Below are 23,136 nucleotides of genomic sequence, written 5' to 3' on the forward strand. Positions count from 1 at the left end.
TTGACGTGACCGGCGTACCCCGCTAGCGGTCGTCAGACGACGTCGTCGTACCCCTGCGCGTGACCGATCTCTTCAGCCGACATCGGCGTATCGCCGCTGGGCTCCAGCCGATGCTTCTGCGCGACGATCGCCCGCACCGCGCCGTGGTCGACGAGTTCGTCGCCCGTGATCGACTGTGACTCGGCATTGACGTGCGTCTGCCAGCCGATCGTGATCACGGCCTGCTCGACGCCGCCGTGAGCGGCGCGGAAGGGGATCTCGACGGCATCCACCCGCTGCGCATTCGACAGTGCCACCCCGAGGCTGACGACTTCGTCGGCGATCAGATCACCGGTGAGGTACGTTCCCGTCCCGTTCGTCAAAAGCTTCATGTCTGCACCCGACTCTCATTGAGAACGCCGGGGTCTGGGGCGTAGCACCAGTTTACGCCCGCGAATCGGGTCATGAGCGGGCAATCCCTTCACCGGACGGGCCATCGATGCGAAGCTCGCGATTGACCAGTCTCGCCGCGACGCTGCTCAGCGGAAGTTGATTTCGTCGAGCGTAAGAGCGGATGATCTGGAATGCATCGTCAATCGGAACGCCATTCGTGTGCGACACGACGCCCTTGGCCTGCTCGATCGTGATGCGCGACTGCAGCGCCTGCTGCAACTGCCGCGCGAGCAGTTCGGACTCGCGAAGCGAGCGCTCGTGCAGGATGCCGATCGTCGCGACATCGGCGAAGGCCCGGGCCGCGATCACGTCGAACTCCTGCGTCGATCCCTCCTCTTCACGAAGGAGGTTCAGGGCACCGATCGTGGTGTCGCGCAGGCGCAGGGGCACGGCGTCGGTCGCACCGAAGCCGTTGGCGATCGCGCTGTCGCGGAATGCGGTCCACTCCCCCGAGACGGACGCGATCGAGGCCACCGATACCGCGGCTCCGGTGCGATAGCACTCGATGCAGGGACCGGCTTGCGCGCCGAGCTGCATGATCTCGACGAGGCGGCTGGCCTCGCTCGTGGACGCGACGACCTGCAGCTCTCCCTGATCGTCCGCGAGGAGGATGCCGGCGGCCGAGATATCGAGCACGTCGCGGCACGCGTCGACGAGCGATTGGAGCAGATCGACGACGTCGTAGTCATCGACCAGGGTGTCGGCCAGCATGGCGAAGGTCTGCAGGATCCGACTGTCGCGTGACGTCTTGCTCGTCATGATTCCACCTCGATCCTGTCGTCCTGCCGGGTGAACCGGAGACGGCCGGCGACGATGTCTTCGGCGACATCCGTCATCGCGCGTCCCATCGCGAAAGCCTGTCCCTGGATGACCAGACGCGCATCGTCGGCGGACATTTCGAGCTGCGCCAGGACGACCCCGGTGGCCTGGTGCACCACGCGTCGCGAGAGCGGCTGCTGAAGGGGCTCCTCTCGCGCGTGATCGTCGAGCGCCAGCCGCAGGACGTGCCGGCTGATCACGTAGGCCAGCGCCGCCGCTCGATGCTCGTGATCCGCGTTCAGCACCGTCGGTTCGCGGGAATAGAGGTCGACGGCGCCGAGTCGGAGCGGACCCACCAGCAGCGGGAACGCGAACAGCGAATTGACGTCTTCACCTTCGAGTGCGCCGACGAACGCCGGCCATCGCTTGCGACCATCGACACGGAGGGATGCCGCGGCCACCGGATGCGCCGAGCGCAGAGCATCCCAGCACGGCCCTTCGCCGAGATCGAATTGCAGCTCGTCGAGGCGAGCCGCTCGCTCGTCGCTCGCCGAGAGTGTCTCGCTGCCGAGAACATCACCGAGGGTCGACACGGCCGCACCGGTGATCGGAAGAAACTCGACGAACGGAACGCTGAAGTCCTCCGGCCGGCCGCCGGACTGCTCCAGGTGCGCCAGTGCTGCGGCGAAGTTGCTGCCCATCATTCTCCTTCCTCCACGTTACCGGCGCGACAGGAGTCTGCCCACCTGTCGGGCGGATGAGATCGGTCGTCGAGAAGGCCGTTCCAGCGTGACCGTCGATGACCGGAGCTACGAGCGGGTTGACCGCCATCACGCGCGGTGCTAGCACGCGCGATGCATCCGAACCCGGGTCGGGAGAGTGCTTCAGGCGGATCGCCCGGATAGTCGCACCCCCTCGGACTGTCAAGGGGGCGCGAAAGAGCGGCGGTCAGGTGCATTCTTGGGTCAGGCGCTCGTCGCCGAGACGGGGATCGGATTTCCGCGTGTCGGCCGTTCGTCCGACTCCCGAGACGGAGGCCTCATGGGGAAGTTCATCTACGAGGGTACGGTCAAGGTCGACTTCGACGACCGCGTCCTTTCACACCTCATGGTGGTGATCGGTTCGAAGCTGCGTCGTGGCGAGTCCTTCTACTTCAGCTGGAAGGACGACCCCAGCATCGGGAACGGCCGCACCACGATCTGGGTTCACTCCGGCGCATCGCTGGTCTACAAGTTCTATGGCAGCAGGCATCCGCAGATCAATCGCGCCTGGATAGAGGCGCTCATCTACACGGCCAATTCCACCACCGGTTTGTACATCGTGCCCGAACCTCCCGAGCACACCGAGGAACGGGCCAGCACCGATGAAGCGCATTGACATCGTCTACGGCGGACAGTCCTACAGCGTCGGAGGGCGCGAACTCGACGACGTCCTGGACGAGATCATGCGGGGGGTCACCAGCGGGCACCACTGGATGAAGGTCAACGACGGTGAGGGCATGCGCCGCGACGCCATGCTGCTGATCACCCCGGGCGTTCAGGTCGCCGTCATCCCGATTCCCGGATCAGCCGACGAACCTCAGGATTCTTCTGCGACCTCGACGACCTGAGGGGCGTTGTCCGCGGCCTCGACCGGCGCCGCGTCGAAGTGCTCGGCGACGAGCGTGATGCCGCCCGACGAGTTGGCCGAGTTCGCGAGGTCCTCGATCCATGCCCGGCTGAGTTCGGGCGGATCGGGTTCGTCGAAGACGAAGCGCAGCGGAATCGAGGGATGCAGCCATACGGTGCTGCGTCCGCGCGGCTGATCGTCGGGATGCTTCCACGACACCGTGAAGCTCTCCCCGCGACGCAGCTTTGTCGCGATCACCACCTTGAGGTGGGCGAGCGCCCGGTCCTCGATATGGATCGGTGTCGCCGACCCTCCGTAATAGATGGTCCCCACAGCCACACCATAGACCCGGAAGCGGCCCTCGCGCGGACTTTCAGCCCATCAGCGGCGCACGATGCGGAATCGGGAACGGACGCGCCCTCGGCTGCGAGGGGCGTGACACCCGATCGATCGCCTGGAGCAGCACCTCGCCGAGATCGGCTGCGCGTGAGGGAGCTCTCTGGCCGACCAGCCAGACCACCGTCAGTGCGCCGCGTCGCTCCTCGACGTATGCGACCACGCTCGCGGGATCGTTGGACGAGACGCTGCGATCGCAGAGGCGCCAGCCGCCCGGGCTGAGGGGAACGAACTCCAACTGGTGAACAACGCCAAGATCCACGGTGGTCCTCCTTGATCCGCGCGGCGCCCACCCGATGCGAATGCTCATCGTCGAGCATCCGCATCGAGCGCCGACTGCCCTGCTGGCAACGAGCATGCGGCCTCACCGATGACCCGCCGAGGGGCTTGACATCCGAGCGGCGTGTGTCCTAGTCGCCGCGGGGCTGAACCGGCTCGTCGCCGTGCGCCAAGGCGACGAGGATCCGCAGCGCCTCATCGACCGCACGCTCCAAGACCTCTTCCGGCCCGCCCTCGATCGCGAGCCGGCGCGCGCCGGCGCGATCCCCGAACGACCAGCCCACGAAGACGGTCCCGGGTGCGTGCCCGTCCTCGGGATCCGGTCCGCCGACGCCCGTCGTCGATACCGCGATGTCGGCGTCGAGCAGTTCGCGCGCCCCGCGTGCGAGCTGGGCGGCGCACTCCGCTGAGCAGGGGTCCGTCCCGCCGCTCACGCCCAGCAGCCGCTGCTTGACCTCGGTCTGGTAGGCCACGATGCCACCGGCGAACCACTCCGCGGCATCCGCGCCCTTCCCGACCGCCGCCGCCACGAGACCGCTGGTCAAGGACTCGGCCACCGCCACCTTGATCCCGCGCTCAGTCGCGAGCGTGCCGATACGGTCGGCGCTGGTCGATGTCACCGGACCATTCCAGCACGCTCGCGGCCTGCATGTCTCGCGATCGGTCGGCTGGCTCAGGCCGAGAGCACGGCGGGCCGCTTGGCGAGTCGCAACCAGGTCTCCACAACGGTGTCGGGATTGAGAGACATGGATTCGATGCCCTGGTCGACGAGCCATTCGGCGAGGTCGGGGTGGTCGCTGGGTCCTTGTCCGCAGATTCCGACGTATTTGCCCGCGCGGCGGCAGGCGGCGATCGCCATCCAGAGCATCTTGAGCACCGCCGGGTCGCGTTCGTCGAACGTCGCCGCGACGAGGCCGGAGTCACGGTCCAGGCCCAGCGTGAGCTGCGTCATGTCGTTGGAGCCGATGGAGAACCCGTCGAAATACTCGAGGAACTCGTCGGCGAGGACGGCGTTGGAAGGCAGCTCGCACATCATGATGACCCGCAGCCCGTTCTCGCCACGACGCAGGCCGTTCTCGCCGAGCAGCTCGATGACGGCATGGGCCTCACCGACGGTGCGCACGAACGGCACCATGATCTCGACGTTCGTGAGCCCCATCTCGTCCCGCACGAATCTCAGCGCCTCGCACTCCATGTCGAAGCACTCCCGGAAATCTGCCGAGATGTAGCGGGATGCACCCCGGTAGCCGAGCATCGGGTTCTCCTCGTGCGGCTCGTACAGTTCGCCGCCGATGAGGTTCGCGTACTCGTTGGACTTGAAGTCCGAGAGGCGCACGATCACCGGTTCGGGTGCGAACGCCGCGGCCAGCATCGCTACGCCTTCGGCGACGCGCTGCACGAAGTAGTCGCGCGGCGATGCGTAGGCGGCGATGCGCTCGGCGATCTCCGCCTTCAGCTCGGGCTCGAGGGTGTCGTGGTCGAGCAGCGCGCGCGGGTGGATGCCGATCTGCCGGTTGATCACGAACTCGAGTCGCGCGAGTCCGACGCCCTTGTTCGGCAGCTTCGAGAATGCGAACGCCTGGTCGGGGGTTCCCACGTTCAGCATGATCTTGGTCGGGCTCTCGGGCATCTCATCGAGGCGGGTGACCACTTCGTCGAAGCGCAGGATGCCCTCGTAGACGAACCCGTTGTCGCCTTCCGCGCAGGAGACGGTCACCTCGCGACCGTCCGACAGGATGCTGGTCGCGTCGCCGGTGCCGACGACAGCGGGAATGCCGAGTTCGCGGGCGATGATCGCCGCATGACAGGTGCGCCCGCCACGGTTGGTCACGATCGCGGAGGCGAGCTTCATGATCGGCTCCCAGTCCGGGTCGGTCATGTCGGCGACCAGCACGTCGCCCTTGCGGAAGGTGTCCATCTGCGCGAGCGACGTCATCACCCGCACGGGGCCCGCGCCGATCTTCTGCCCGATGGCCCGCCCGATGGTGATGGCGGTGCCGGGCTCTTCGAGAACGAATCGGCGCGTCACGTTCCCGTCGACGCGGGACACCACGGTCTCGGGCCGCGCCTGCAGGATGTAGAGCTTGCCGTCGAGACCGTCCTTGCCCCACTCGATGTCCATCGGACGCCCGTAGTGCTCCTCGATGGTCAGCGCCTGCCGCCCGAGCTCCTCCACATCGGCATCCGTGATGCTGAAGCGCGAGCGTTCCGCGTGCGCCACATCGGTGAAGACCGTGCTCGCACCCGCGTGCGTGCCGTCGGCGTAGACCATCTTCACGGCCTTCTCGCCCACCGACCGCTTCAGGATCGCCGGACGCCCTTCGCGCAGCGCCGGCTTGTACGCGTAGAACTCATCCGGGTTGACCGCGCCCTGCACGACGGCCTCGCCCAAGCCGTACGAGCTGGTGACGAACACCGCCCGGTCGAACCCGGACTCGGTGTCGACCGTGAACAGCACGCCCGAGGCCCCGACGTCCGAGCGGACCATCCGCTGGATTCCCGCCGACAGCGCGACGTCATGGTGATCGAATCCGTGGTGGACGCGGTACGCGATCGCCCGGTCGTTGTACAACGACGCGAACACGCTCCGGATGGCGGTGAGGATGTTCTCGACGCCGCTGATGTTCAGGAACGTCTCCTGCTGCCCGGCGAAGGACGCATCGGGCAGGTCCTCTGCCGTGGCGCTGGAGCGCACGGCCCAGGAGACGGACTCCGACTGCAGGTCGTCGTCGAGGAGCGCGGCATATGCGGAGCGGATGTCGGACTCGAACTGCGCCGGCAGCGGCTGCTGCTCGATCCACTCGCGGACGGTCGCGCCGACCCTGGCGAGCTCTGCCACATCGGTCACGTCCAACGCTTCCACGGCCTGTCGGATGCGCTCGTAGAGACCATCCGCCGCGAGGAACTCCCGGTACGCATCGGCCGTGGTCGCGAAGCCGCCCGGCACGCTGACACCGGCATCCGACAGATTCGAGACCATCTCACCCAATGAGGCGTTCTTGCCCCCCACCTGGGCGACGTCGGTCATGCCGATCTCGTGGAACCAGAGGATGTTCGTCATGCGGGTCTCCTGATCGTCGTGCGCCGTGCCGTGTGGGCCGTGCGCGGGTCGGGACAGGCGGTGATCAGCTGCGCAGTCGCATGGACTGCATGATCACCGCCGACATCTCCTCGACGGATTTCGTCGAGGAGTTGAGGAACGGCACCCTGTTGCGCCGGTACAGGTCCTCTGCCCGGCGGAGCTCGAGGGTGCACTGCGCCAGTGATGCGTAGGTCGAGCTCGGGCGCCGCTCGTGGCGCACCTGACTCAGCCGCAGCGGCGTCGTCGTCAAGCCGAAGCATTTGTCGACGAACCGCGACACGGGCGCCGGCAGCCCGTCTGAGGGGAAGTCGTCGTCCGTCAGCGGGTAATTGGCGACCAGAAGGCCGTACTGCAGCGCTAGGTACATCGTCGTCGGCGTCTTGCCGCAGCGAGACGGCGCCACGATGATGACATCCGCGATGTCCAGCGCGCGCATGCTCTGCCCGTCGTCGTGCTCGATCGCGTACTCCACCGCGCGCATCCGCGCGAAGTACCGCTCGATGTCGCCCACCCCGTGGAATTGCCCCAGCTGCTCCGACGCGGTGCTGCCCAGTGCCGCTTCCAGCTCTCGCAGGTGGCCGCCGAGGAGATCGATCACGACCGCGCCGGACGACTCGAACTCGCGCAGGATCTCGGGCGACTTCACGGTCGCGAAGACGATCGCCCCGGCACCGCCCGCCTGGGCGGCCTCGATGTCGCGAATCACGTTGCGAGCCCCCGCGACCGTGTCCACGAAGGGGACGGTGTGACGGCGGAACACCACGCCCGGAAAGTTCGCCAGCAGCGCGCTGCCCAGCGTCTCGGCCGTGATCCCCGTGCTGTCCGACACGAAGAAGGCCTTGCGCGTGACGACCCCGACCGAGCGCGAGGCGTCTGACGTCGAAAGCGAGATGAGCTGCCCCTTCCCGAGAGCGGTGTCTTGTCAGGCTAGGGAAGAAGCGGAATCAATAAGCAGCTCAATGGCGCGCAAGAACTGTGGAACTTGCGCGGCTGACAAGATCCCCGGGCGCACCCGAAGGGTGCTTCAGCCGACGCGTCCACGGATCGGGTCGAGCACGGCCTCGGCGGCCCAGACTGCGGCGTCGGCGATATCGCGCCGATCCATCCCGAGCTCGCGCCGGAGCGTGACCCAGGTCGCGGCCGAGTCGATGTGCGCCAGGGCCGCGACGATCGTGCGGCGCTCGGCCTCGTCGAGCGACGGCACCTCCGCGCTCAGCATCGCCTCCAGGTGCTCCCGCCGCGGCGTCGGGGCGGTGCCGCTCACTCCGCGCATCGCCGTCTCGGCGACGACATGGGCAAGTTCGGGCCGTCGGTCGTAGAGCTCCATCGCCTCGCGGATCACCAGAGGCATGTCGAAGATCGACGGCGAATCCTGGCGAGCGAAGACGCTTCGCTCGATCCACGCCGCGGTAGCCAGCAGCAGGTCCACGCGCGTCGGATAGTTGCGGAAGACGGTGCGCTCTCCGACGCCCGCGCGCCGCGCGATGAGCCGGAACGACACGTCGTCTGTGCCGAGTTCTTCGATGAGTTCCGTGTAGGCGGCGAGGATCGCCTCCTGCGTGCGATTCAGTTCGGCCGCGCTGGGGGGCGTGCCGTCCGCCTCGGCGGACATCAGTCCTGCCGCTGCGCCATCGACGGGCTCAGGCGGTCCGCAGGCGTCACCGCGGGAAGCGCGGCGAGCGCGCGTTCGACCGTGCGATCGAACACCTCGGCGGTCTCGCGGGCGCTCATGTCGAACCCCGTGCGCATCCGCGCCCAGAACTGCGCCGACGCGAAGTAGCGCAGCGTCGCGGCGGCGCGGTGCAGATCACGATCGTTCAGCCGGGGGTACGCCGTCTCGAGCATCGCCACGATCGTGCGGGTCAGGAACGTCGGCTCGGCATCGCCCGTCGGTGAGATGGATGCCGCCCGGGCGCAGACGAACGCGAAGGCCGGAGCCGCGTCGAAGGCGCGGAATCGGTCGGCGACCGCCGACTGGAACTGCGGGATCGTCACGAAGTCCGGCAGGCGGAACTCCGTGTCTTCGATCCAGCCGGCAAGGCTCTCGAGCAGATGCGGACGCGTAGGGTACTGCCGGTACACCGTGCGCTCCGACACGCCCACGGCATCGCCGAGAGCGCGATAAGAGATGTCGTCGAACGTGTGCTCACGCAGGGATGCTGCGGCACTGGCCAGAATGGCGGTCGGAGTGTCGACTGTCTCGGCCATCACCGTCCTCCCCTCCGATCCGGATGCTGGGCGACCTCTCGGCCGCGCACCTTCGGGCGAAGCTCCGCCGGTTCGGGCGTCAGCACGTACTCGTCGGAGCCATCCAGCGTCAGCGCGAGCGACGACACGTATTGAAGCTCTCCCTGCGGTCCGCGCTCGGCTGATGCCAGCATATCCGGGCGCTCGAAGATGTAGCCGGTGACGTGGCAGCGAAGTCGCTCGCCCGACGGGTTGCCGTCGGCGTCGATGATCGGCGAGGCGATGCCATCCGTCTGGCGCCGCAGGTAGAACCGGCCGCGCGTGGCCAGGGCCATGAGCGGGGTCGTGATCACGGCGACGCCGATGGCGATCAGCACCGAGAACGGCCGTACGGACTCACCGAAGAGCCCTCCGAACGCGGCGAGCGAGAGGACGGACGCCAGACTCACCGAGACCAGCCCGACGGGGTTCCAGTCGTGCAGCATCCCGCGACGGAATTCCGGGTAGATCGGCGAGATGTGCAGGAGGTGCTTGTTGATCACGATGTCGGCGGCGATCGTGACCAGCCACGCCATCACGACATTCGCGTAGAGGCTCAGAACGAAGCTGATGAGGCTGAAGACGTCCATCCACATCAGTCCCAGCGCGATGGCGAGATTGAAGAAGATGAACACCGACCGACCGGGGTACGTCTTGGTCAGGCGCGTGTAGACGTTCGACCACGCCAGCGACCCCGAATATGCGTTGGTCACGTTGATCTTGACTTGTGCGATGACCACCAGCACGAGCGCGAGCGATACCGCGAGCCACTCGGGCATGATCGCCTCGTACAACCCGATGAACTGACGGACCGGCTCGGCCGCCTGCTTGCCGAGATCCGGGTCGACGCGGGTGATCAGGTACACCGCGAGGAAGACGCCGATGACCTGCTTGATACCGCTGAAGAGCACCCAGCCGGGCCCGGCGAACAGCAGTGATGCCCACCAGGACCGCCGATTCGCGCGGGTGCGCGGCGGCATCGCCCGGATCACGTCGATCTGCTCCGCCAGCTGCGGTGTCAGTGCGAAGCAGACGGCGGCGCTGGCGACGACCGCCTCGAAGCTCACGGCACCATCGGACGCGCCCGTGAACGTCACGAAGGCGCTCACCGCGCCGGGGTCGGACACGATCACCCACAGGAGCGGCAGCAGCGCCAGCGCGAGCCACAGCGGAGTCGTCCAGAACTGCAGGCGCTCCAGGGCGCGCATCCCGTAGATCACGATCGGGATCACCACCACGGTGGAGATGAGGTAGCCGATGGGCAGCGGGATGGCGATCACGATGTGGAGCCCCTGCGCCATGATCGCCCCCTCGAGGGCGAAGAAGATGCACGTGAACACGGCGAAGATCACGGTCGTGATCGATGAGCCGTAATAGCCGAAACCCGACCCGCGCGCGATCAGATCCAGATCGAGGTTGTAGCGCGCGGCGTAGTACGCGATCGGCAGGCCCACGAGGAAGATCGTGACCGACGCGAACAGGATGCCGAGCACGGCGTTGTTCGTGCCGTGCTCGATCCCGATGCTGGCCCCGATCGAGAAGTCGGCGAGGAAGGCGATCGAGCCCAGGGCCGTGACCCCGATCGAGCCCGCGCTCCACCGCCGGAACGTCCGTGGGACATAGCGGAAGGCATAGTCTTCGAGGCTGTCCTCGGCGGCTGCCCGCGCGTTGTCTGCCCTCGCCACGTCGCACTCCCTGCGCCTCGCACGTAGCGCCCATTGTGGCGCCCCCGTGTTACAGACGCGTTGCGCGCAGTGAGCGCTTTCAGCGCACGCCGTCAGATCGCCATCGCAGCGCGCACGCCTTCCGCGGCGAACGCACCTCCCTCACCGGTGCTCGACGCGAAGCCACTCGCGAGCACGAGATATTTGTCGGCCGCCTCCAGTGCGAATCCGATGTGCTGCTCGACGAGCAGAACGGAGAGTCCTTCGCTCGCGAGCTGCATCACGGTGTGCTCGATCTCCGCGACGATCGTCGGCTGGATGCCCTCGGTCGGTTCGTCGAGGATGAGCAGCTTCGGCTCGGTGATGAGAGCACGGGCGATCGCCAGCTGCTGGCGCTGGCCGCCCGAGAGCAGGCCGGCCTTGCGGGTGGCGAACTTCTCCAGGGCGGGAAAGCGCGCCAGCTGCTGGGCGATGAGCGCCTTGCCGCCCTTGCGACCGTCGGCGACGAGTTGCAGGTTCTCCATCGTCGTCAACTGGGGAAAGGACTGCTGCCCCTGTGGCACATACGCCATCCCGCGCGCGACGCGCTTGTTGGGCGCCAGCGACGTGACGTCTTCGCCGTCGAAGATCACCTGGCCGCTGCGCGGCTTGATGAGCCCGATCGCGACACGCAGCAGCGTCGACTTGCCGGCCCCGTTATGGCCGAGGACGGCGACGACGTTGTCCGAGCGGGGCAACGTGACGCCGTGCAGAACCAGCGTGCGGCCGTAGCCGGCCTGGATCTCGTTCATCTCGAGCATCTCAGGATCCCTCTCCCTGCATGACTGCTCCGGTGGTACCGAGGTAGACCTCCTGCACCTTGGGGTCGGCCTGTACCTGCACGACGGTTCCTTCCGAGAGAAGCTTGCCCTGGTGCAGCACCGTGACGCGCGACGCGTAGCGACGCATGAAGTCCATGTCGTGCTCGACGACGAGAACGGTGCGGCGCTCGGCGATGCGCTGCAGCAGTTCACCCGTGGCGGTCCGTTCGTCCTGGCTCATGCCCGCGACTGGTTCGTCCAGCAGCAGCGCCCGCGGCTCCTGCACCAGCATCATCCCGATCTCCAGCCACTGCTTCTGGCCGTGGCTCAGGATTCCGGCGGGCGTCTCGCGCTCGTCGCTGAGTCCGGTCTCCTCCAGCGCGACCTCGATCGACGGGTCGACGCGACGGCGCGCTCGCAGCAGCGAGAGCGACGAACGGTGAAGCCCTGCGGCGATGTCGAGATTCTGCAGGACCGAGAGCTGCTCGAACACACTCGCGGTCTGGAAGGTGCGGCCGACTCCGAGCCGGACGATCTTCTGCGTGGACTTGCCGAGCAGCTCCTGACCGCCGAGCATGACTGATCCGGTGCCCTTGGAAAGACCGGTGATGGCGTCGATGCACGTCGTCTTACCGGCACCGTTCGGGCCGATGAGGAATCGGACCTCACCGGGATGAGCATCGAAGGAGACGCCGTCGACGGCGACGAACCCATCGAATGCGACACGGAGATCCTCCACGACGAGCGCACCATCTGTGCCGGTCATCTGTTCACCTCTTCGAGTTCGGGTGCGGCGACGGGAGCGGGTTCGACCGGTGCGGCGCGTGAGCGCCACACCAGGCCCTTCGCCTTTCCGAAGAGCGAGGAAAGCCCCATCGGGAGGAACAGCGTCACCAGGATGAACACGAGACCGAGGATGTAGACCCACCCGTCGGGCCAACTCGAGCCGAGGCTCGATTGCCCCCATCCGATCGCCATCGCTCCCAGAGCCGGGCCGAACAGCGAGGCGCGGCCGCCGAGCGCCACGCCTGCGATCATGAGGATCGAGGCAGACGCGCCGATCTCCGCCGGCGTGATGATGCCGACGATCGGCACGAACATCGCACCCGCGATGCTCGCCATGAGCGCGGCGACCACATAGGCGACCAGCTTGATGTTGGCGGGGTCGTAGCCCAGGAACCGCACGCGCTCCTCGGCATCCCGTGTCGCGATCAGAAGCTCGCCGAAGCGGCTGCGGTTGAGCTGCCATACGACCAGCAGGCACACGATGAGCAGGGCGGCGGCGATCATGAACACCATGACCTTGTTCGCATCGTCGTCCAAGACGAATCCGAAGAAGTACTTGAAGTCGCTGAGACCCGTGTCCCCTCCGGTTTCGCGGATCGTCGAGCTGATGAGCACGGCGAGTGCCACCGCGAGCGCCTGCGACAGGATGGCGAAGTACGCGCCCTTGATCCTGCGCTTGAAGAGGGCGTAGCCGAGAACTCCCGCGACGATCACCGGGAGCACCACGATCGCCGCGAGCGTGAACGCGTCACTGCGGAACGGCTCCCAGAACGGGGGAAGCGACCCCGACGGGTCATACAGGATCATGAAGACGGGAAGGCTGCCGGCCGGTGTGCCCTCCAGCGTGAGGTGCATCGCCATCGCGTACGCACCGAGCCCGAAGAAGACCCCCTGCCCCAGGACCAGCATTCCGCCTCGCCCCCAGGCCAGGCCGATCCCGACGGCCGCGATCGCCCAGCAGCAGTACTTGCCGAGGTTGTTGAGCCAGTGCATCGACAGCACGCTGGGTGCGACGACCAGCAGCAGCACGGCGAACACGCCGATGCCGATGAGTGGAAGCCAGGGCTTCAGTTTCGTCATGTCAACCCCCGGGTACGGACCGTGAACAGGCCCTGTGGACGGAACTGCAGGAACACCACCAGGAGCACGAAGGCCAGCACTTGCGCCATGCTTCCGGTCGTCCAGTCGGCGAAGTAGGACAGCGCGATGCCCAGGGCCCACGCCGCGATGACGGTGCCCTTGATCTGGCCGACGCCGCCGGCGACGACGACGAGGAAGGCCGGGATGATGTACTGCGTGCCCATCTGAGAATTCGTGCCGCCGATCAGGGATGCGGCGACGCCGGCCACGCCCGCGAGACCGGACCCCACGAAGAAGGTGATGCGGTCGATATTGCGGGTGCGGATTCCGCTGGTCTCGGCGAGGTCCCGGTTCTGGACCGTCGCTCTGATGCGGCGCCCGAAGGACGAGTACTTGAGCCATGCGGCGAGGGCCGCCAGGCACAGCGCTGCGAGAACGATGGTGAACACCTGGCGAAGGGGCCACGCGTAACCGAAGACATTGATCTGCCCCGCCAGCCAGTCGGGGGCTTCGACGGGGACGCCCTGCGCCGGAAAGATCTGAAGGGCGATCTGCTGCAGGATCAGCGCCACGCCGACCGTCACCAGCAGTGTGTCGAGGGGTCGTCGGTACATCCATTGGATGATGCCGATCTCCAGCAGAAGTCCGAGCAGGCCCGCGCCGACGAAGGCGAGCGGCAGTGCCAGCAGGATCGAGACGTTGCTGGAGGTGACCACCAGCTGGGTCATATAGGCGATGAAGGCGCCGGCCATGATGAACTCGCCGTGCGCCATGTTGATCACCCCCATCTGACCGAAGGTGAGGGTGAGTCCGAGCGCGGCGAGCAGCAGCAGCGCACCCAGCGCGGTGCCGTTCAGTAGCGGCGGTATGAGTGCATCCACGTGCTGTCGCTCTCTGTGAGTAAGGAGATCTGGAGGCGGGGGTGGAGCGTGGGGTCCTGTGCCCGACCGGGCACAGGACCCCACGCGGGGTGGACGATCAGCCCGCGGCGGCTACGAGAGCATCGCGCACGTCGGCGGGGAACCAGTCGTAGCCCTCGAGGTACGGGTCCGGCTCGATGAATTCATCGGAGGACCAGACGATGTCGAACTGGTTGTCGGCGTTGATCCGGCCGATGTTGCCCGGCTTGGAGATGTGGTGGTTCTCGCCGTCCAGCGTGACGACACCCTCCGGCGCGTCGACGGTGATTCCGCCTTCGGCGGCGGCGGCGTTGACGTCGTCGACCTCGAAGGACCCGGCCGCCTCGACCAGTGCCTTATAGAGGTAGAGCGAGATGTACGCGGCCTCCATCGGGTCGGAGGTCACCCCGCTGCTGTCGGGGTAGGCCTGCCAGCGCTCGATGAAGGCGGGATTGTTGGGGGTGTCCATCGACTGGAAGTAGTTCCACGACGCGTAGTTGCCGGTGACCTCGTGCCCCATGGCCGGCGCCTCCTCCTCGGCGATCGAGACCGAGATGATCGGGGTCGTCTCGGGGGTGAGGCCTGCGTCGTAGTAGGCCTTGACGAAGCCGACGTTCGACGAGCCGTTGATCGTGTTGAAGACGAAGTCCGGGTCCGCCGCGACGATCTTCGACACCTGAGTGGTCCAGTCGTCCTTGTCGAGCGGCACGTACTCCTCGCCGACGATCTCGATGCCGAGCTCCTCCGCGTACAGCTTGATGATCGCGTTCGCGGTGCGGGGGAACACGTAGTCCGAGCCTGCCAGGAACAGCGTCTTCACGCCCTGAGCGGCGAGGTAGTCCATCGCCGGGATGATCTGCTGGTTGGTCGTGGCACCGGTGTAGTAGATGTTCGGCGACGACTCGAGACCCTCGTACTGCACCGGGTAGAAGAAGAGGCCGTTGTGCTCCTCGACGACCGGCTTGACGGCCTTGCGGGACGACGAGGTCCAGCCGCCGAAGATCGCGGCCACGCAGTCCTGGGTGAGCAGCTTCTCGGTCTTCTCCGCGAAGGTCGGCCAGTCGGTGGCGCCGTCCTCCTGGATGTACTCGATCTGCTTGCCGAGGATGCCGCCGTCGGCGTTGATCTCGTCCGCCGCCATGTGCAGGACGTTGGAGACGGTCTGCTCCGAGATCGCCATGCCGCCGGTCAGCGAGTTGAGGAATCCGAGCTTGATCGTGTCGCCCGACGTGTCGATGCAGCTCGCCGACACCGCAGCATCGGTTTCCGTCGGCGCCGCGGCGTCGCCGGCGCGGGAACCACAGCCGGCGAGCACGAGGGCCGCCGCCAGCGTCAGGGCGGGGACGGCCAGCAGGCTGCGCGCCCTTCGAGTCCGTGTCGTTTCCATGGGGATCTCCGTTTCTGTGTGGTGCAGGTGGTGCGATCTCGGGTGGGGTGGTGCGTCCTGCGGGCACGCCGAATGACGCCGCCGCGCCGCCACTGATCCGGGGCACGCCGAAGAGGGCGGTGCCGGACGTGGCGGAACGGGCTGATCGGTGAATCAGGGCGTGGTGCAGGGGTGGGCCGGTAGTGCGTGCGTCTCAATGCCGTGTGGTGCGGGGCATCGCGTGCCGGTTGGATCGGCGGAAGGTGATCGCCGACTGCTGCGGTAGTTGCCAGCATGGGGCCGTGACATTGCTCTGACATTTCTCGATTGTTCCGGTTTTGTTAACCGTGCGCCGGGCGCGGGGCCATGAGGCCCGTAATTCCGGGACTGTCCGGGCGGAGGCCGCAATTCAGGCTTTCGCGACCCGTCGTCGGACTCGCTCGATATGGCACACTTCTGACATCCACCGCCGAGTCAGGCGGAGCCGAGCCGGAGGCCCGAATGCGCTTCACCCCCGCCGAGACAGAAAAGCTGCTCCTCTCGGTCGCCGCGATGGTCGCGCGCGACCGCCTCGAGCGCGGCATCCTGCTCAACCACCCCGAGACGGTCGCCCTGCTCTCGTGCTGGGTCATCGAGCGCGCACGCGAAGGACGCGCCGTGGCCGACCTCATGCAGGAAGGACGCCGTGTGCTCACCCGAGAGCAGGTCATGCCGGGCGTTCCCGAGATGCTCGCCGATGTGCAGGTCGAGGCGACCTTCCCCGATGGTCGCAAGCTCGTCACCGTCCACCACCCGATCGACTGAGGAGTCGCCGTGGCATCCGCATCGTCTCAAGGCCCGGGCGCGTATCGCATCCAGCCGGGCCGCATCGAGCTGAACGCCGACCGGGTCGGCAGCGAGCGCATCCGCCTCGTATTCGTCAACACCGGCGACCGGCCGATCCAGATCGGATCGCACATCCATCTGCCCGACGTGAACCCGGCACTGGAGTTCGACCGTGCCCTCGCTCACGGATTCCGCCTGGACATCGCCTCCGGCACGTCTCAGCGCTTCGAGCCGGGCGCATCGCGCGAACTCGACGCCGTGGCCCTGCGTGGGGCGCGCCGTGTTCCCGGCATCCAGATGAAGACCGACGGACAGGAGCTGCTCGATGGTGTGGCTTGACCGGTCGCGCTACGCGGCGATCTACGGCCCCACGGCAGGAGACGAGGTGCGCCTGGGCGACACCGATCTGTGGATCCAGATCGAGCGCGATCTCACCGTCGGCGGCGAGGAGGCCGTCTTCGGCGGCGGCAAGTCGATCCGCGAGTCCATGGCGCAGGCGACGACCACCCGCGCGGACGGGGCCCTCGACACCGTCATCACGAACGCGATCATCCTGGACTGGTGGGGGATCGTCCGCGCCGATATCGGCATCCGTGACGGTCGTATCGTCGGAATCGGCCACGCGGGCAATCCCGACATCAGCGACGGCATCGACATGATCATCGGCCCTTCCACGGATGTCATCTCCGGCGAAGGACGCATCGTCACGGCGGGCGCGATCGACTCGCACGTCCACCTGCTCTCGCCCTCGCAGATCCACGAGGCTCTCGCCTCCGGCATCACGACCATCGTGGGCGGCGGCACCGGACCCTCGGAGGGATCCAAGGCGACGACGGTCACGCCCGGGGCGTGGCATCTGTCAGCGATGCACCGTGCGCTCGATCCGCTGCCGATCAACGTCCTGCTGCTCGGCAAGGGCAACACGGTATCGATGGCGGCACTCGAGGAGCAGGCGCTGGCCGGCGCCGCCGGCTACAAGGTGCACGAGGACTGGGGGTCCTCCCCCGCCGCCATCGACGCGTCATTGCGCGCGGCCGAGGACTGGGGCCTGCAGGTCGCGCTGCACTCGGACTCGCTCAACGAGGCGGGGTTCGTCGAGTCCACGATCGCGGCGATGGGCGGAAGGTCCATCCACGCATTCCATGTGGAGGGCGCCGGCGGCGGCCACGCCCCCGACATCCTCTCGATCGCGGCGCTGCCCAACGTGATCCCGGGGTCCACGAACCCGACGCTCCCCCACACGGTCAACACCGTCGCGGAGCACCTCGACATGCTGATGGTCTGCCATCACCTCAACCCCGCCGTGCCCGAGGACCTCGCGTTCGCGGAGTCGCGCATCCGTGCCACCACGATCGCCGCGGAAGACATCCTCCACGACATCGGGGCACTGTCGGTGACGTCGTCCGACGCGCAGGCGATGGGCAGGATCGGCGAAGTCGTCACGCGCACGTGGCAGGTCGCTCACGTCATGAAGCACCGTCGCGGGCCGTTGGGGGGCGGGATGCCGGCCGACAACGAGCGCGCCCGTCGCTATGTCGCGAAGTACACGATCAACCCCGCCGTCGCTCACGGGATCGCGTACGACGTGGGCTCGATCGAGGTCGGCAGGCTGGCGGACCTCGCAGTGTGGGACCCGAAGTTCTTCGGCGTCCGGCCCGCCGTCGTCATCAAGGGCGGTGCGATCGCGTGGGCCGCGCTCGGCGACCCGAACGCCTCGATCCCCACGCCCCAGCCCGTGATGATGCGACCGTCCTTCGGTGACACGATCGGGGCGGACCTCTCGGTGACGTACGTCTCGCCCGCGGCGCTCGAGGCCGGTCTCGCCGAGACGCTCGGTCTTCGGCGCCGACTGGCAGCGGTGGAGCCCACGCGTCATATCGGCAAGGCCGACATGAAGAACAACGACGTTCTGCCGTCGATCCGCATCCGTCCCGACACGTTCGAGATCTCGATCGACGGCGAGGATGTCCAGCCGTCGCCCGCGGCATCGCTCCCGTTGGCTCAGCTGTACAACCTCTTCTGAGCCTCGCCGTGGACTCCCTCGCGCATACCGTCACCCTGCTGCTCGCCGACGCACGACTCCCCTCGGGCGGGCACGCGTTCTCGGCGGGTGTCGAGCCCGCTCTCCAGGGCGGGCTCGCGCGAGCGGACGTCGGCGCATTCCTGCGAGCCCGGGCGCGGACGACGACGCTCGTGGATGCCGCGACGGCGGTCGTGGCGCGGCGGGCCGGCCTGAGCGGCGAGTCGTATGCACCCGTGGAACGGGCGTGGGCGGCGCGCACCCCGAGTCGGGCGGCCCGCACCGCCTCGACGGACCTCGGCCGCGGGCTTCTCCGGCTCGCGCAGCGCCTCTGGCCGCAGTCTCCGGCGATCGTCGCGCTGACCGCGGGTGGCGCGACAACGCCTCCTCGGCCGATCGTGCTCGGCGCGGTCGCCGCTCACACAGGTCTCGACCCCGAGGCCCTGATTCGCGTCGCGGTCTACGACGACATCGCGGGCGGCGTCGCGGCTCTGCTCAAGCTCGAGCCCGGCGATCCGGTCGACGGCGTGCGCCTCGTGCTCGACGCGTGCGCCGCGGTCGATCCGCTCATCTCGCAGCTCGCGGCACTCGACTCGCCCGAGGCGATCCCTGCCTCCAGCGCCCCCCAAGCCGAGGCGTGGACCGAAGCTCACGCCACAACGAACAGGAGACTCTTCCGTGCCTGACTCCCCGCTCGCCCCCCGCGCCCTCCGACTCGGTGTCGCCGGCCCCGTCGGCACCGGCAAATCGTCGCTCATCGCCACGGTGTGCCGGGCGCTGGCCACCGAGCTGCGCCTCGGTGTCATCACGAACGACATCTACACCGATGAAGATGCCCGGTTCCTGCGCTCCGCGGGCGTGCTCGACCCCGAGCGCATCCGCGCCGTGGAGACGGGCGCCTGTCCGCACACCGCGATTCGCGATGACATCACCACCAACCTGCTCGCCGCCGAAGACCTCGAGCGAGACTTCGCGCCCCTCGATGTGGTTCTCATCGAGTCGGGCGGCGACAACTTGACGGCGACCTTCTCGCCCGCTCTGGTCGACGCGCAGATCTTCGTGCTGGATGTCGCGGGCGGCGGCGATGTCGCCCGGAAGGGGGGCCCCGGAATCGGCCGGGCCGACCTGCTCGTCGTCAACAAGACCGACCTCGCCCCCTATGTCGGCGTCGACGTGGCGCAGATGGTGGCGGATGCCGAAGCGGCGCGCGAAGGCCGCGCCGTGCTGGCCCTGTCGCGGCATGACGCCGCCTCGATCGCGGCGCTGCGCGCGTGGGTGCTCGGCATTCTCACGAGTCATCGGGCGGGCACGCACGTCGCCCAGGACCCCGGCCCGATGGCCCCGCACTTCCACGCCGACGACGAGCATCCCGAGGGCGGATTCATCCACTCGCACGCCGAGGATGCCCCGCACGCCGAGGAGCACGACCACGACCACGAGCATCTGCACGCACATGCCGGTGCGGGGATGACCGCGGGCGAGTGACCGCGACACGCATCGCGGTCATCGCGGGCGAGCCACGCGCGCACGTGGAACTCGCGGTCGGCGCGCTCGCACCGCGCCTGATCTCGCGGAATGCCACGCGAGCGCATGTCGCCGTCACCGCGGCCGGCATGGTGCTCCTCGGCGGCGACCACGTGGACATCCGGATCGATGTCGGCCCGGCGTGCACTCTTGAGATCGAGGATGTCGGTGGCACCGTCGCCTACCCGGGTGCGCTCTCGTCGTGGAACCTGGACGTGCGGATCGGCGCCGGGGGAACGCTGCTCTGGCACGGCCTGCCGTTCGTCGTCACCGGCGGGGCTGACGTCGAGCGCCGGAGCTCCCTCACGCTGGGATCCGATGCGCGCGCGGTGATCCGCGAGACGTTGGTGCTCGGCAGGCACGGCGAGCGGGGTGGCCGGTTGAGTTCGGAGCTTTCCGTCGTCGACGGAGACGGACCCATCCTGTTCGAGCGGCTGGAGGCAGACGGCCGCGCACCCGAACCGGGAGTGCTCGGGGGCAACCGGACGCTCGATGCCGTGATCGCCGTCGGATTCCGCCCGCGTGCACGCCCGCACGACCTCGAGTTCGATCTCCCCGGAGCGATGGCGCGCCACCTCTCAGACCACACGCACGGCTCGCCGCTCGACCCGGTGTGGGATGCGTGGGCGGCGCTGGCGGAGGAGCGCGGTCTCGGCGCCGCTCCCGCGAGCCTTGAAACGGAAAGGAATCGCGTTGAAGTCACTGCATGAAGGCCGGGCCCGAACACGCATCATGCCGAGCACGATCGGCGTCGTCGCGTTCATCGCGCTCCTGCACGTGCTCGGCTGGGGAGTCCTGGCTTTCGTCGTGATCCCGGCGGGCATCCCGCTCGGCGGCGGGGGTGGCGCGCTCGTGACGCTCGGCATCGGACTCACCGCGTACGCCCTGGGAGTCCGGCATGCGTTCGACGCCGACCACATCGCCGCGATCGACAACACCACGCGGCGCCTCTCCGAACGCGGCAAGCCCGCCAATACCGTCGGCTTCTGGTTCTCCCTCGGTCACTCGACCGTCGTGGTCGTGCTCTGCATCCTGCTGACGTTCGGGGTGGCCGCCGTCGGGTCGGCGCTCGCCGATGACTCCTCCGCACTTCGCACCTGGACGGGCGTCATCGGCCCGAGCGTCTCCGGCGTCTTCCTGCTCGTCATCGCCGCGGTCAACATCGCCTCGCTGCGACGCCGCCACGGGCATGCGGGCGGTCCGGTGCTCCGACTGCTCGGACCCTTCGAGAAGGCAGTCGATCGCCCGTCCCGGATGTACATGGTCGGACTGCTGTTCGGACTCGGTTTCGACACTGCGACCGAGATCGGGCTGCTCGCACTCGCGGGTGCCGCCACGCTCGTCGCGGTGCCCTGGTGGGCGGTGCTCACCCTGCCCATTCTCTTCGCAGCCGGGATGAGCGCGTTCGACACCGGCCAGGGCGCAGTGATGCGTCGTGCGTACACGTGGCAGCCCGGCCGCCGGCGCCTCGGCGAGGTGTACGCCGTCACGATGACCGGTCTCTCGGTCATCGCTGCGATCCTGATCGCGATCGTCCAACTCGCCGATGTGCTGGTCGTGAACCTCGGCCTCGGCGGCCCCCTCCCCTGGTTGGCATCGGTCGGGATCGACGATCTCGGGCTCGTGCTGACGGCTCTGCTCCTGGTGACCTGGCTGGCCGTGCTGCTCATCACCCGGCGGCCGCGGAACGTGGCGCACGACTGAGCGTCGCTACACCGGTTCGGTGGTGCGAATCAGACCGCAGTGCACGCATGACCACGCCACGAGAAATCGCTCGTCGTCGAGGATCTCGAACTTCAGAACGTCGCCGCAGGTCGGGCAGAGCGGGATGGACGCCACACCTTGATGCTAGATCGGGCCAGCTATGCGCTGTCAAGAGCCGACGACGCCGAGAGTGTGACGCTGCATCGGCGGCTCAATGCTCCAGACTTGTCGCGTGCGGTGTGCATTTGCGCGCGTGACCCCGACGAGAGCGACCTGAATGACGAGTCCGACCGAGCAGCATTTCCGCGTTCGCCCACGCCTGTGGATCGGCATCGCCATCTGGGTCGGCTACCTCGCTCTCGTCTTCGCCGTCCAGGCGATCGGCGGCATCCCCTACGACGAGTGGGGTGACAGCGCCGCGAACCTGTTCTTCGGCGCCGGCCTCTCACTCATCGTCGCCACAGCGCTGCTGGCGGCCACGACGAGCCTGCTCGGCTGGTGGCGTCCAGCGCTCTACGACCGCAGCCGCAGCAAACACCGGTGGCCGATCTTCATCCCCATCCTGATGTTCATCGCCGCGATCATGAACCTCGCCGGAACGGACTGGTCCGCCTACAGCGGAGCGTTTCTCGCGGCGTCTCTGACGCTCGCGCTCGTCGGCTTCACCGAAGAGATCGTGAACCGAGGGCTGCTGCTCGTGGGTTTCCGGACGCGCCTCAACGAGGGATGGGTATGGTTCCTCACCTCCGCGATGTTCGGCCTCAGCCATCTGGTGAACATCGCCCTCGGCGCCGACGACGCCGGCACGGTGCAGCAGGTCTTCTTCGCCTTCCTGGCGGGAACCGTCTTCTACATCCTCCGGCGCGTGACCGGGTCGCTCTGGTGGGCGATGCTCCTCCATGGTCTCTGGGACTTCTCTGTCTTCGCTGCGGGAGTCGGCACCGCGAGCGACATCGCCGCCATTGCAAACGTCATCGAACCGCTCGCCGGACTCCTCGGTCTCTTGTGCGTGGTCTTCGTCATCAGGGGTGCGAACGAGCGCCTGACGGTCGTGCACGCACCGAAGAGTTGAGAGAAGGAGGAACGCGCATGTCGGGAAAGACGGTGTTCACACCCGACGAATGGCGGATCGTCGGGGGGCTTCCCTACTACGCCGCGGCGTTCGTGGTCGCCTCGGGGCCACATCATTCGGCTAATACGATTCGCAACATGCTCACGGGCGCAAACGAATTCGCGCACGGCGCAGCCACCGGCAATCGACTCATCACGGATGCTCGTGCAGACTCGACCGGGCCGAACGGCGACCCGGGATCCACCAAGAACACCGATGAGAACATCCAGCGGCTTCGTGGACTGATCGAGCAGGCGGCTCGCCTCATCGATGAAAAGTCCGCGACCGACGGGTCGGGGTTCAAGGCCGAGGTCTTGAGGGTCGCGACGGCCGCCGCGGCCGCTTCCAAGGACGGCATCCTGGGGACGGCCGGCACCGCCGTCAACGAGCACGAATCGGCTGCCCTCGCAGAGCTGGCCGGGATGCTGGGGCGAAGCCCGTCAGCCTCGGGGTGAATACCTGATCGCCATCGCCATCCTTCTTCGCGAGCGCGAGTCGACGGCCACGCGCAGGAGGTCGAGCACCTATTGACGCCGCCCCGGGGACCCGAGATCGTTGCCGGCCGATACGATTCT

The 23,136-nt window shown here is 67.6% G+C and carries 28 protein-coding genes; 11 read left to right on the top strand and 17 right to left on the bottom strand.

The window, feature by feature from the left end; all coding sequences use genetic code 11:
* Positions 1–32 precede the first annotated feature (32 nt).
* From KEC57_RS04360 to KEC57_RS04370, 3 genes are all read right to left on the bottom strand, one after another.
* Positions 33–371, bottom strand: coding sequence for a hypothetical protein (locus KEC57_RS04360; protein ID WP_229383293.1), 339 nt, complete (start codon positions 369–371; stop codon positions 33–35).
* A gap of 70 nt (positions 372–441) precedes the next feature.
* Positions 442–1,191 carry a GAF and ANTAR domain-containing protein gene (locus KEC57_RS04365; RefSeq protein WP_229383294.1) on the bottom strand — a complete coding sequence of 250 codons (750 nt, stop codon included), beginning with the start codon at positions 1,189–1,191 and terminating at the stop codon, positions 442–444.
* Positions 1,188–1,895 carry a GAF and ANTAR domain-containing protein gene (locus KEC57_RS04370; RefSeq protein ID WP_229383295.1) on the bottom strand — a complete coding sequence of 236 codons (708 nt, stop codon included), beginning with the start codon at positions 1,893–1,895 and terminating at the stop codon, positions 1,188–1,190. The genes KEC57_RS04365 and KEC57_RS04370 overlap by 4 nt, the downstream gene beginning before the upstream one ends.
* Before the next feature lie 337 nt (positions 1,896–2,232).
* On the opposite strand from KEC57_RS04370, the gene KEC57_RS04375 reads away from it, so the two are divergent.
* Positions 2,233–2,568 (top strand): DUF7882 family protein, encoded by a 336-nt coding sequence (locus KEC57_RS04375; RefSeq protein WP_229383296.1) that lies wholly within the window; start codon positions 2,233–2,235, stop codon positions 2,566–2,568.
* On the top strand, positions 2,555–2,800 hold the full coding sequence (locus KEC57_RS04380; RefSeq protein ID WP_229383297.1) for a hypothetical protein: 246 nt from the start codon (positions 2,555–2,557) through the stop codon (positions 2,798–2,800). The genes KEC57_RS04375 and KEC57_RS04380 overlap by 14 nt, the downstream gene beginning before the upstream one ends.
* Here KEC57_RS04380 and KEC57_RS04385 read toward each other — a convergent pair.
* From KEC57_RS04385 to urtA, 13 genes are all read right to left on the bottom strand, one after another.
* Positions 2,770–3,132: a DUF7882 family protein gene (locus KEC57_RS04385; RefSeq protein WP_229383298.1), complete on the bottom strand. Its 363-nt coding sequence runs from the start codon at positions 3,130–3,132 to the stop codon at positions 2,770–2,772. The two genes, KEC57_RS04380 and KEC57_RS04385, sit on opposite strands and share 31 nt — an antisense overlap.
* Positions 3,133–3,172: 40 nt before the next feature.
* Positions 3,173–3,457, bottom strand: coding sequence for a hypothetical protein (locus KEC57_RS04390; protein WP_229383299.1), 285 nt, complete (start codon positions 3,455–3,457; stop codon positions 3,173–3,175).
* Between the two features lie 148 nt (positions 3,458–3,605).
* The gene (locus tag KEC57_RS04395; RefSeq protein ID WP_229383300.1) at positions 3,606–4,094 is read right to left on the bottom strand and encodes a CinA family protein; all 489 of its coding nucleotides are present in this window, start codon (positions 4,092–4,094) and stop codon (positions 3,606–3,608) included.
* Positions 4,095–4,147: 53 nt separating this feature from the next.
* The gene (gene ppsA, locus KEC57_RS04400; RefSeq protein ID WP_229383301.1) at positions 4,148–6,535 is read right to left on the bottom strand and encodes a phosphoenolpyruvate synthase; all 2,388 of its coding nucleotides are present in this window, start codon (positions 6,533–6,535) and stop codon (positions 4,148–4,150) included.
* 64 nt (positions 6,536–6,599) lie between these two features.
* Positions 6,600–7,448: a pyruvate, water dikinase regulatory protein gene (locus KEC57_RS04405; protein ID WP_308187578.1), complete on the bottom strand. Its 849-nt coding sequence runs from the start codon at positions 7,446–7,448 to the stop codon at positions 6,600–6,602.
* A gap of 132 nt (positions 7,449–7,580) precedes the next feature.
* Positions 7,581–8,168, bottom strand: coding sequence for a TetR/AcrR family transcriptional regulator (locus KEC57_RS04410; protein WP_229383303.1), 588 nt, complete (start codon positions 8,166–8,168; stop codon positions 7,581–7,583).
* On the bottom strand, positions 8,168–8,764 hold the full coding sequence (locus KEC57_RS04415; protein ID WP_229383304.1) for a TetR family transcriptional regulator: 597 nt from the start codon (positions 8,762–8,764) through the stop codon (positions 8,168–8,170). Before KEC57_RS04415 ends, KEC57_RS04410 begins: the two co-directional genes overlap by 1 nt.
* A complete protein-coding gene (locus KEC57_RS04420; protein ID WP_229383305.1) occupies positions 8,764–10,467 on the bottom strand; it encodes a purine-cytosine permease family protein in 1,704 nt (567 codons plus the stop codon). The genes KEC57_RS04415 and KEC57_RS04420 overlap by 1 nt, the downstream gene beginning before the upstream one ends.
* Before the next feature lie 92 nt (positions 10,468–10,559).
* Entirely contained in the window at positions 10,560–11,246 is a 687-nt protein-coding gene (locus KEC57_RS04425; RefSeq protein ID WP_229383306.1) for an ATP-binding cassette domain-containing protein, read from the bottom strand.
* Position 11,247: 1 nt separating this feature from the next.
* Complete coding sequence (gene urtD / locus KEC57_RS04430; protein ID WP_229383307.1) at positions 11,248–12,012, bottom strand: urea ABC transporter ATP-binding protein UrtD; 765 nt, start codon at positions 12,010–12,012, stop codon at positions 11,248–11,250.
* A complete protein-coding gene (urtC, locus tag KEC57_RS04435) occupies positions 12,009–13,112 on the bottom strand; it encodes an urea ABC transporter permease subunit UrtC (protein ID WP_229383308.1) in 1,104 nt (367 codons plus the stop codon). Before urtC ends, urtD begins: the two co-directional genes overlap by 4 nt.
* Positions 13,109–13,993, bottom strand: coding sequence for an urea ABC transporter permease subunit UrtB (urtB, locus tag KEC57_RS04440; RefSeq protein ID WP_229383309.1), 885 nt, complete (start codon positions 13,991–13,993; stop codon positions 13,109–13,111). Before urtB ends, urtC begins: the two co-directional genes overlap by 4 nt.
* Before the next feature lie 97 nt (positions 13,994–14,090).
* Positions 14,091–15,398 (bottom strand): urea ABC transporter substrate-binding protein, encoded by a 1,308-nt coding sequence (gene urtA / locus KEC57_RS04445; RefSeq protein WP_229383310.1) that lies wholly within the window; start codon positions 15,396–15,398, stop codon positions 14,091–14,093.
* 480 nt (positions 15,399–15,878) lie between these two features.
* On the opposite strand from urtA, the gene KEC57_RS04450 reads away from it, so the two are divergent.
* Genes KEC57_RS04450 through KEC57_RS04480 form a run of 7 tightly spaced genes read left to right on the top strand, consistent with a single transcriptional unit; the run spans position 15,879 to position 21,450 of the window.
* Positions 15,879–16,181 (top strand): urease subunit gamma, encoded by a 303-nt coding sequence (locus KEC57_RS04450; RefSeq protein WP_229383311.1) that lies wholly within the window; start codon positions 15,879–15,881, stop codon positions 16,179–16,181.
* A gap of 9 nt (positions 16,182–16,190) precedes the next feature.
* A complete protein-coding gene (gene ureB, locus KEC57_RS04455; RefSeq protein WP_229383312.1) occupies positions 16,191–16,541 on the top strand; it encodes an urease subunit beta in 351 nt (116 codons plus the stop codon).
* Complete coding sequence (locus tag KEC57_RS04460; protein ID WP_229383313.1) at positions 16,528–18,225, top strand: urease subunit alpha; 1,698 nt, start codon at positions 16,528–16,530, stop codon at positions 18,223–18,225. The genes ureB and KEC57_RS04460 overlap by 14 nt, the downstream gene beginning before the upstream one ends.
* Positions 18,226–18,233: 8 nt before the next feature.
* On the top strand, positions 18,234–18,908 hold the full coding sequence (locus KEC57_RS04465; RefSeq protein WP_229383314.1) for an urease accessory protein UreF: 675 nt from the start codon (positions 18,234–18,236) through the stop codon (positions 18,906–18,908).
* Entirely contained in the window at positions 18,901–19,707 is an 807-nt protein-coding gene (gene ureG, locus KEC57_RS04470; protein ID WP_229383315.1) for an urease accessory protein UreG, read from the top strand. Before KEC57_RS04465 ends, ureG begins: the two co-directional genes overlap by 8 nt.
* A complete protein-coding gene (locus KEC57_RS04475; protein WP_229383316.1) occupies positions 19,704–20,456 on the top strand; it encodes an urease accessory protein UreD in 753 nt (250 codons plus the stop codon). Before ureG ends, KEC57_RS04475 begins: the two co-directional genes overlap by 4 nt.
* A 22-nt stretch (positions 20,457–20,478) precedes the next feature.
* On the top strand, positions 20,479–21,450 hold the full coding sequence (locus KEC57_RS04480; RefSeq protein ID WP_229383317.1) for a HoxN/HupN/NixA family nickel/cobalt transporter: 972 nt from the start codon (positions 20,479–20,481) through the stop codon (positions 21,448–21,450).
* Between the two features lie 6 nt (positions 21,451–21,456).
* Here the strand turns inward: KEC57_RS04480 and KEC57_RS18860 are convergent, their stop codons facing one another.
* On the bottom strand, positions 21,457–21,585 hold the full coding sequence (locus KEC57_RS18860; protein WP_267492042.1) for a hypothetical protein: 129 nt from the start codon (positions 21,583–21,585) through the stop codon (positions 21,457–21,459).
* Between the two features lie 142 nt (positions 21,586–21,727).
* On the opposite strand from KEC57_RS18860, the gene KEC57_RS04485 reads away from it, so the two are divergent.
* Positions 21,728–22,522, top strand: coding sequence for a CPBP family intramembrane glutamic endopeptidase (locus KEC57_RS04485; protein ID WP_229383318.1), 795 nt, complete (start codon positions 21,728–21,730; stop codon positions 22,520–22,522).
* A 17-nt stretch (positions 22,523–22,539) separates the two neighbouring features.
* Entirely contained in the window at positions 22,540–23,016 is a 477-nt protein-coding gene (locus KEC57_RS04490) for a hypothetical protein (RefSeq protein ID WP_229383319.1), read from the top strand.
* Positions 23,017–23,136 lie beyond the last annotated feature (120 nt).

It is taken from the genome of Microbacterium allomyrinae (assembly GCF_020682705.1).
Lineage (GTDB): Bacteria > Actinomycetota > Actinomycetes > Actinomycetales > Microbacteriaceae > Microbacterium > Microbacterium allomyrinae.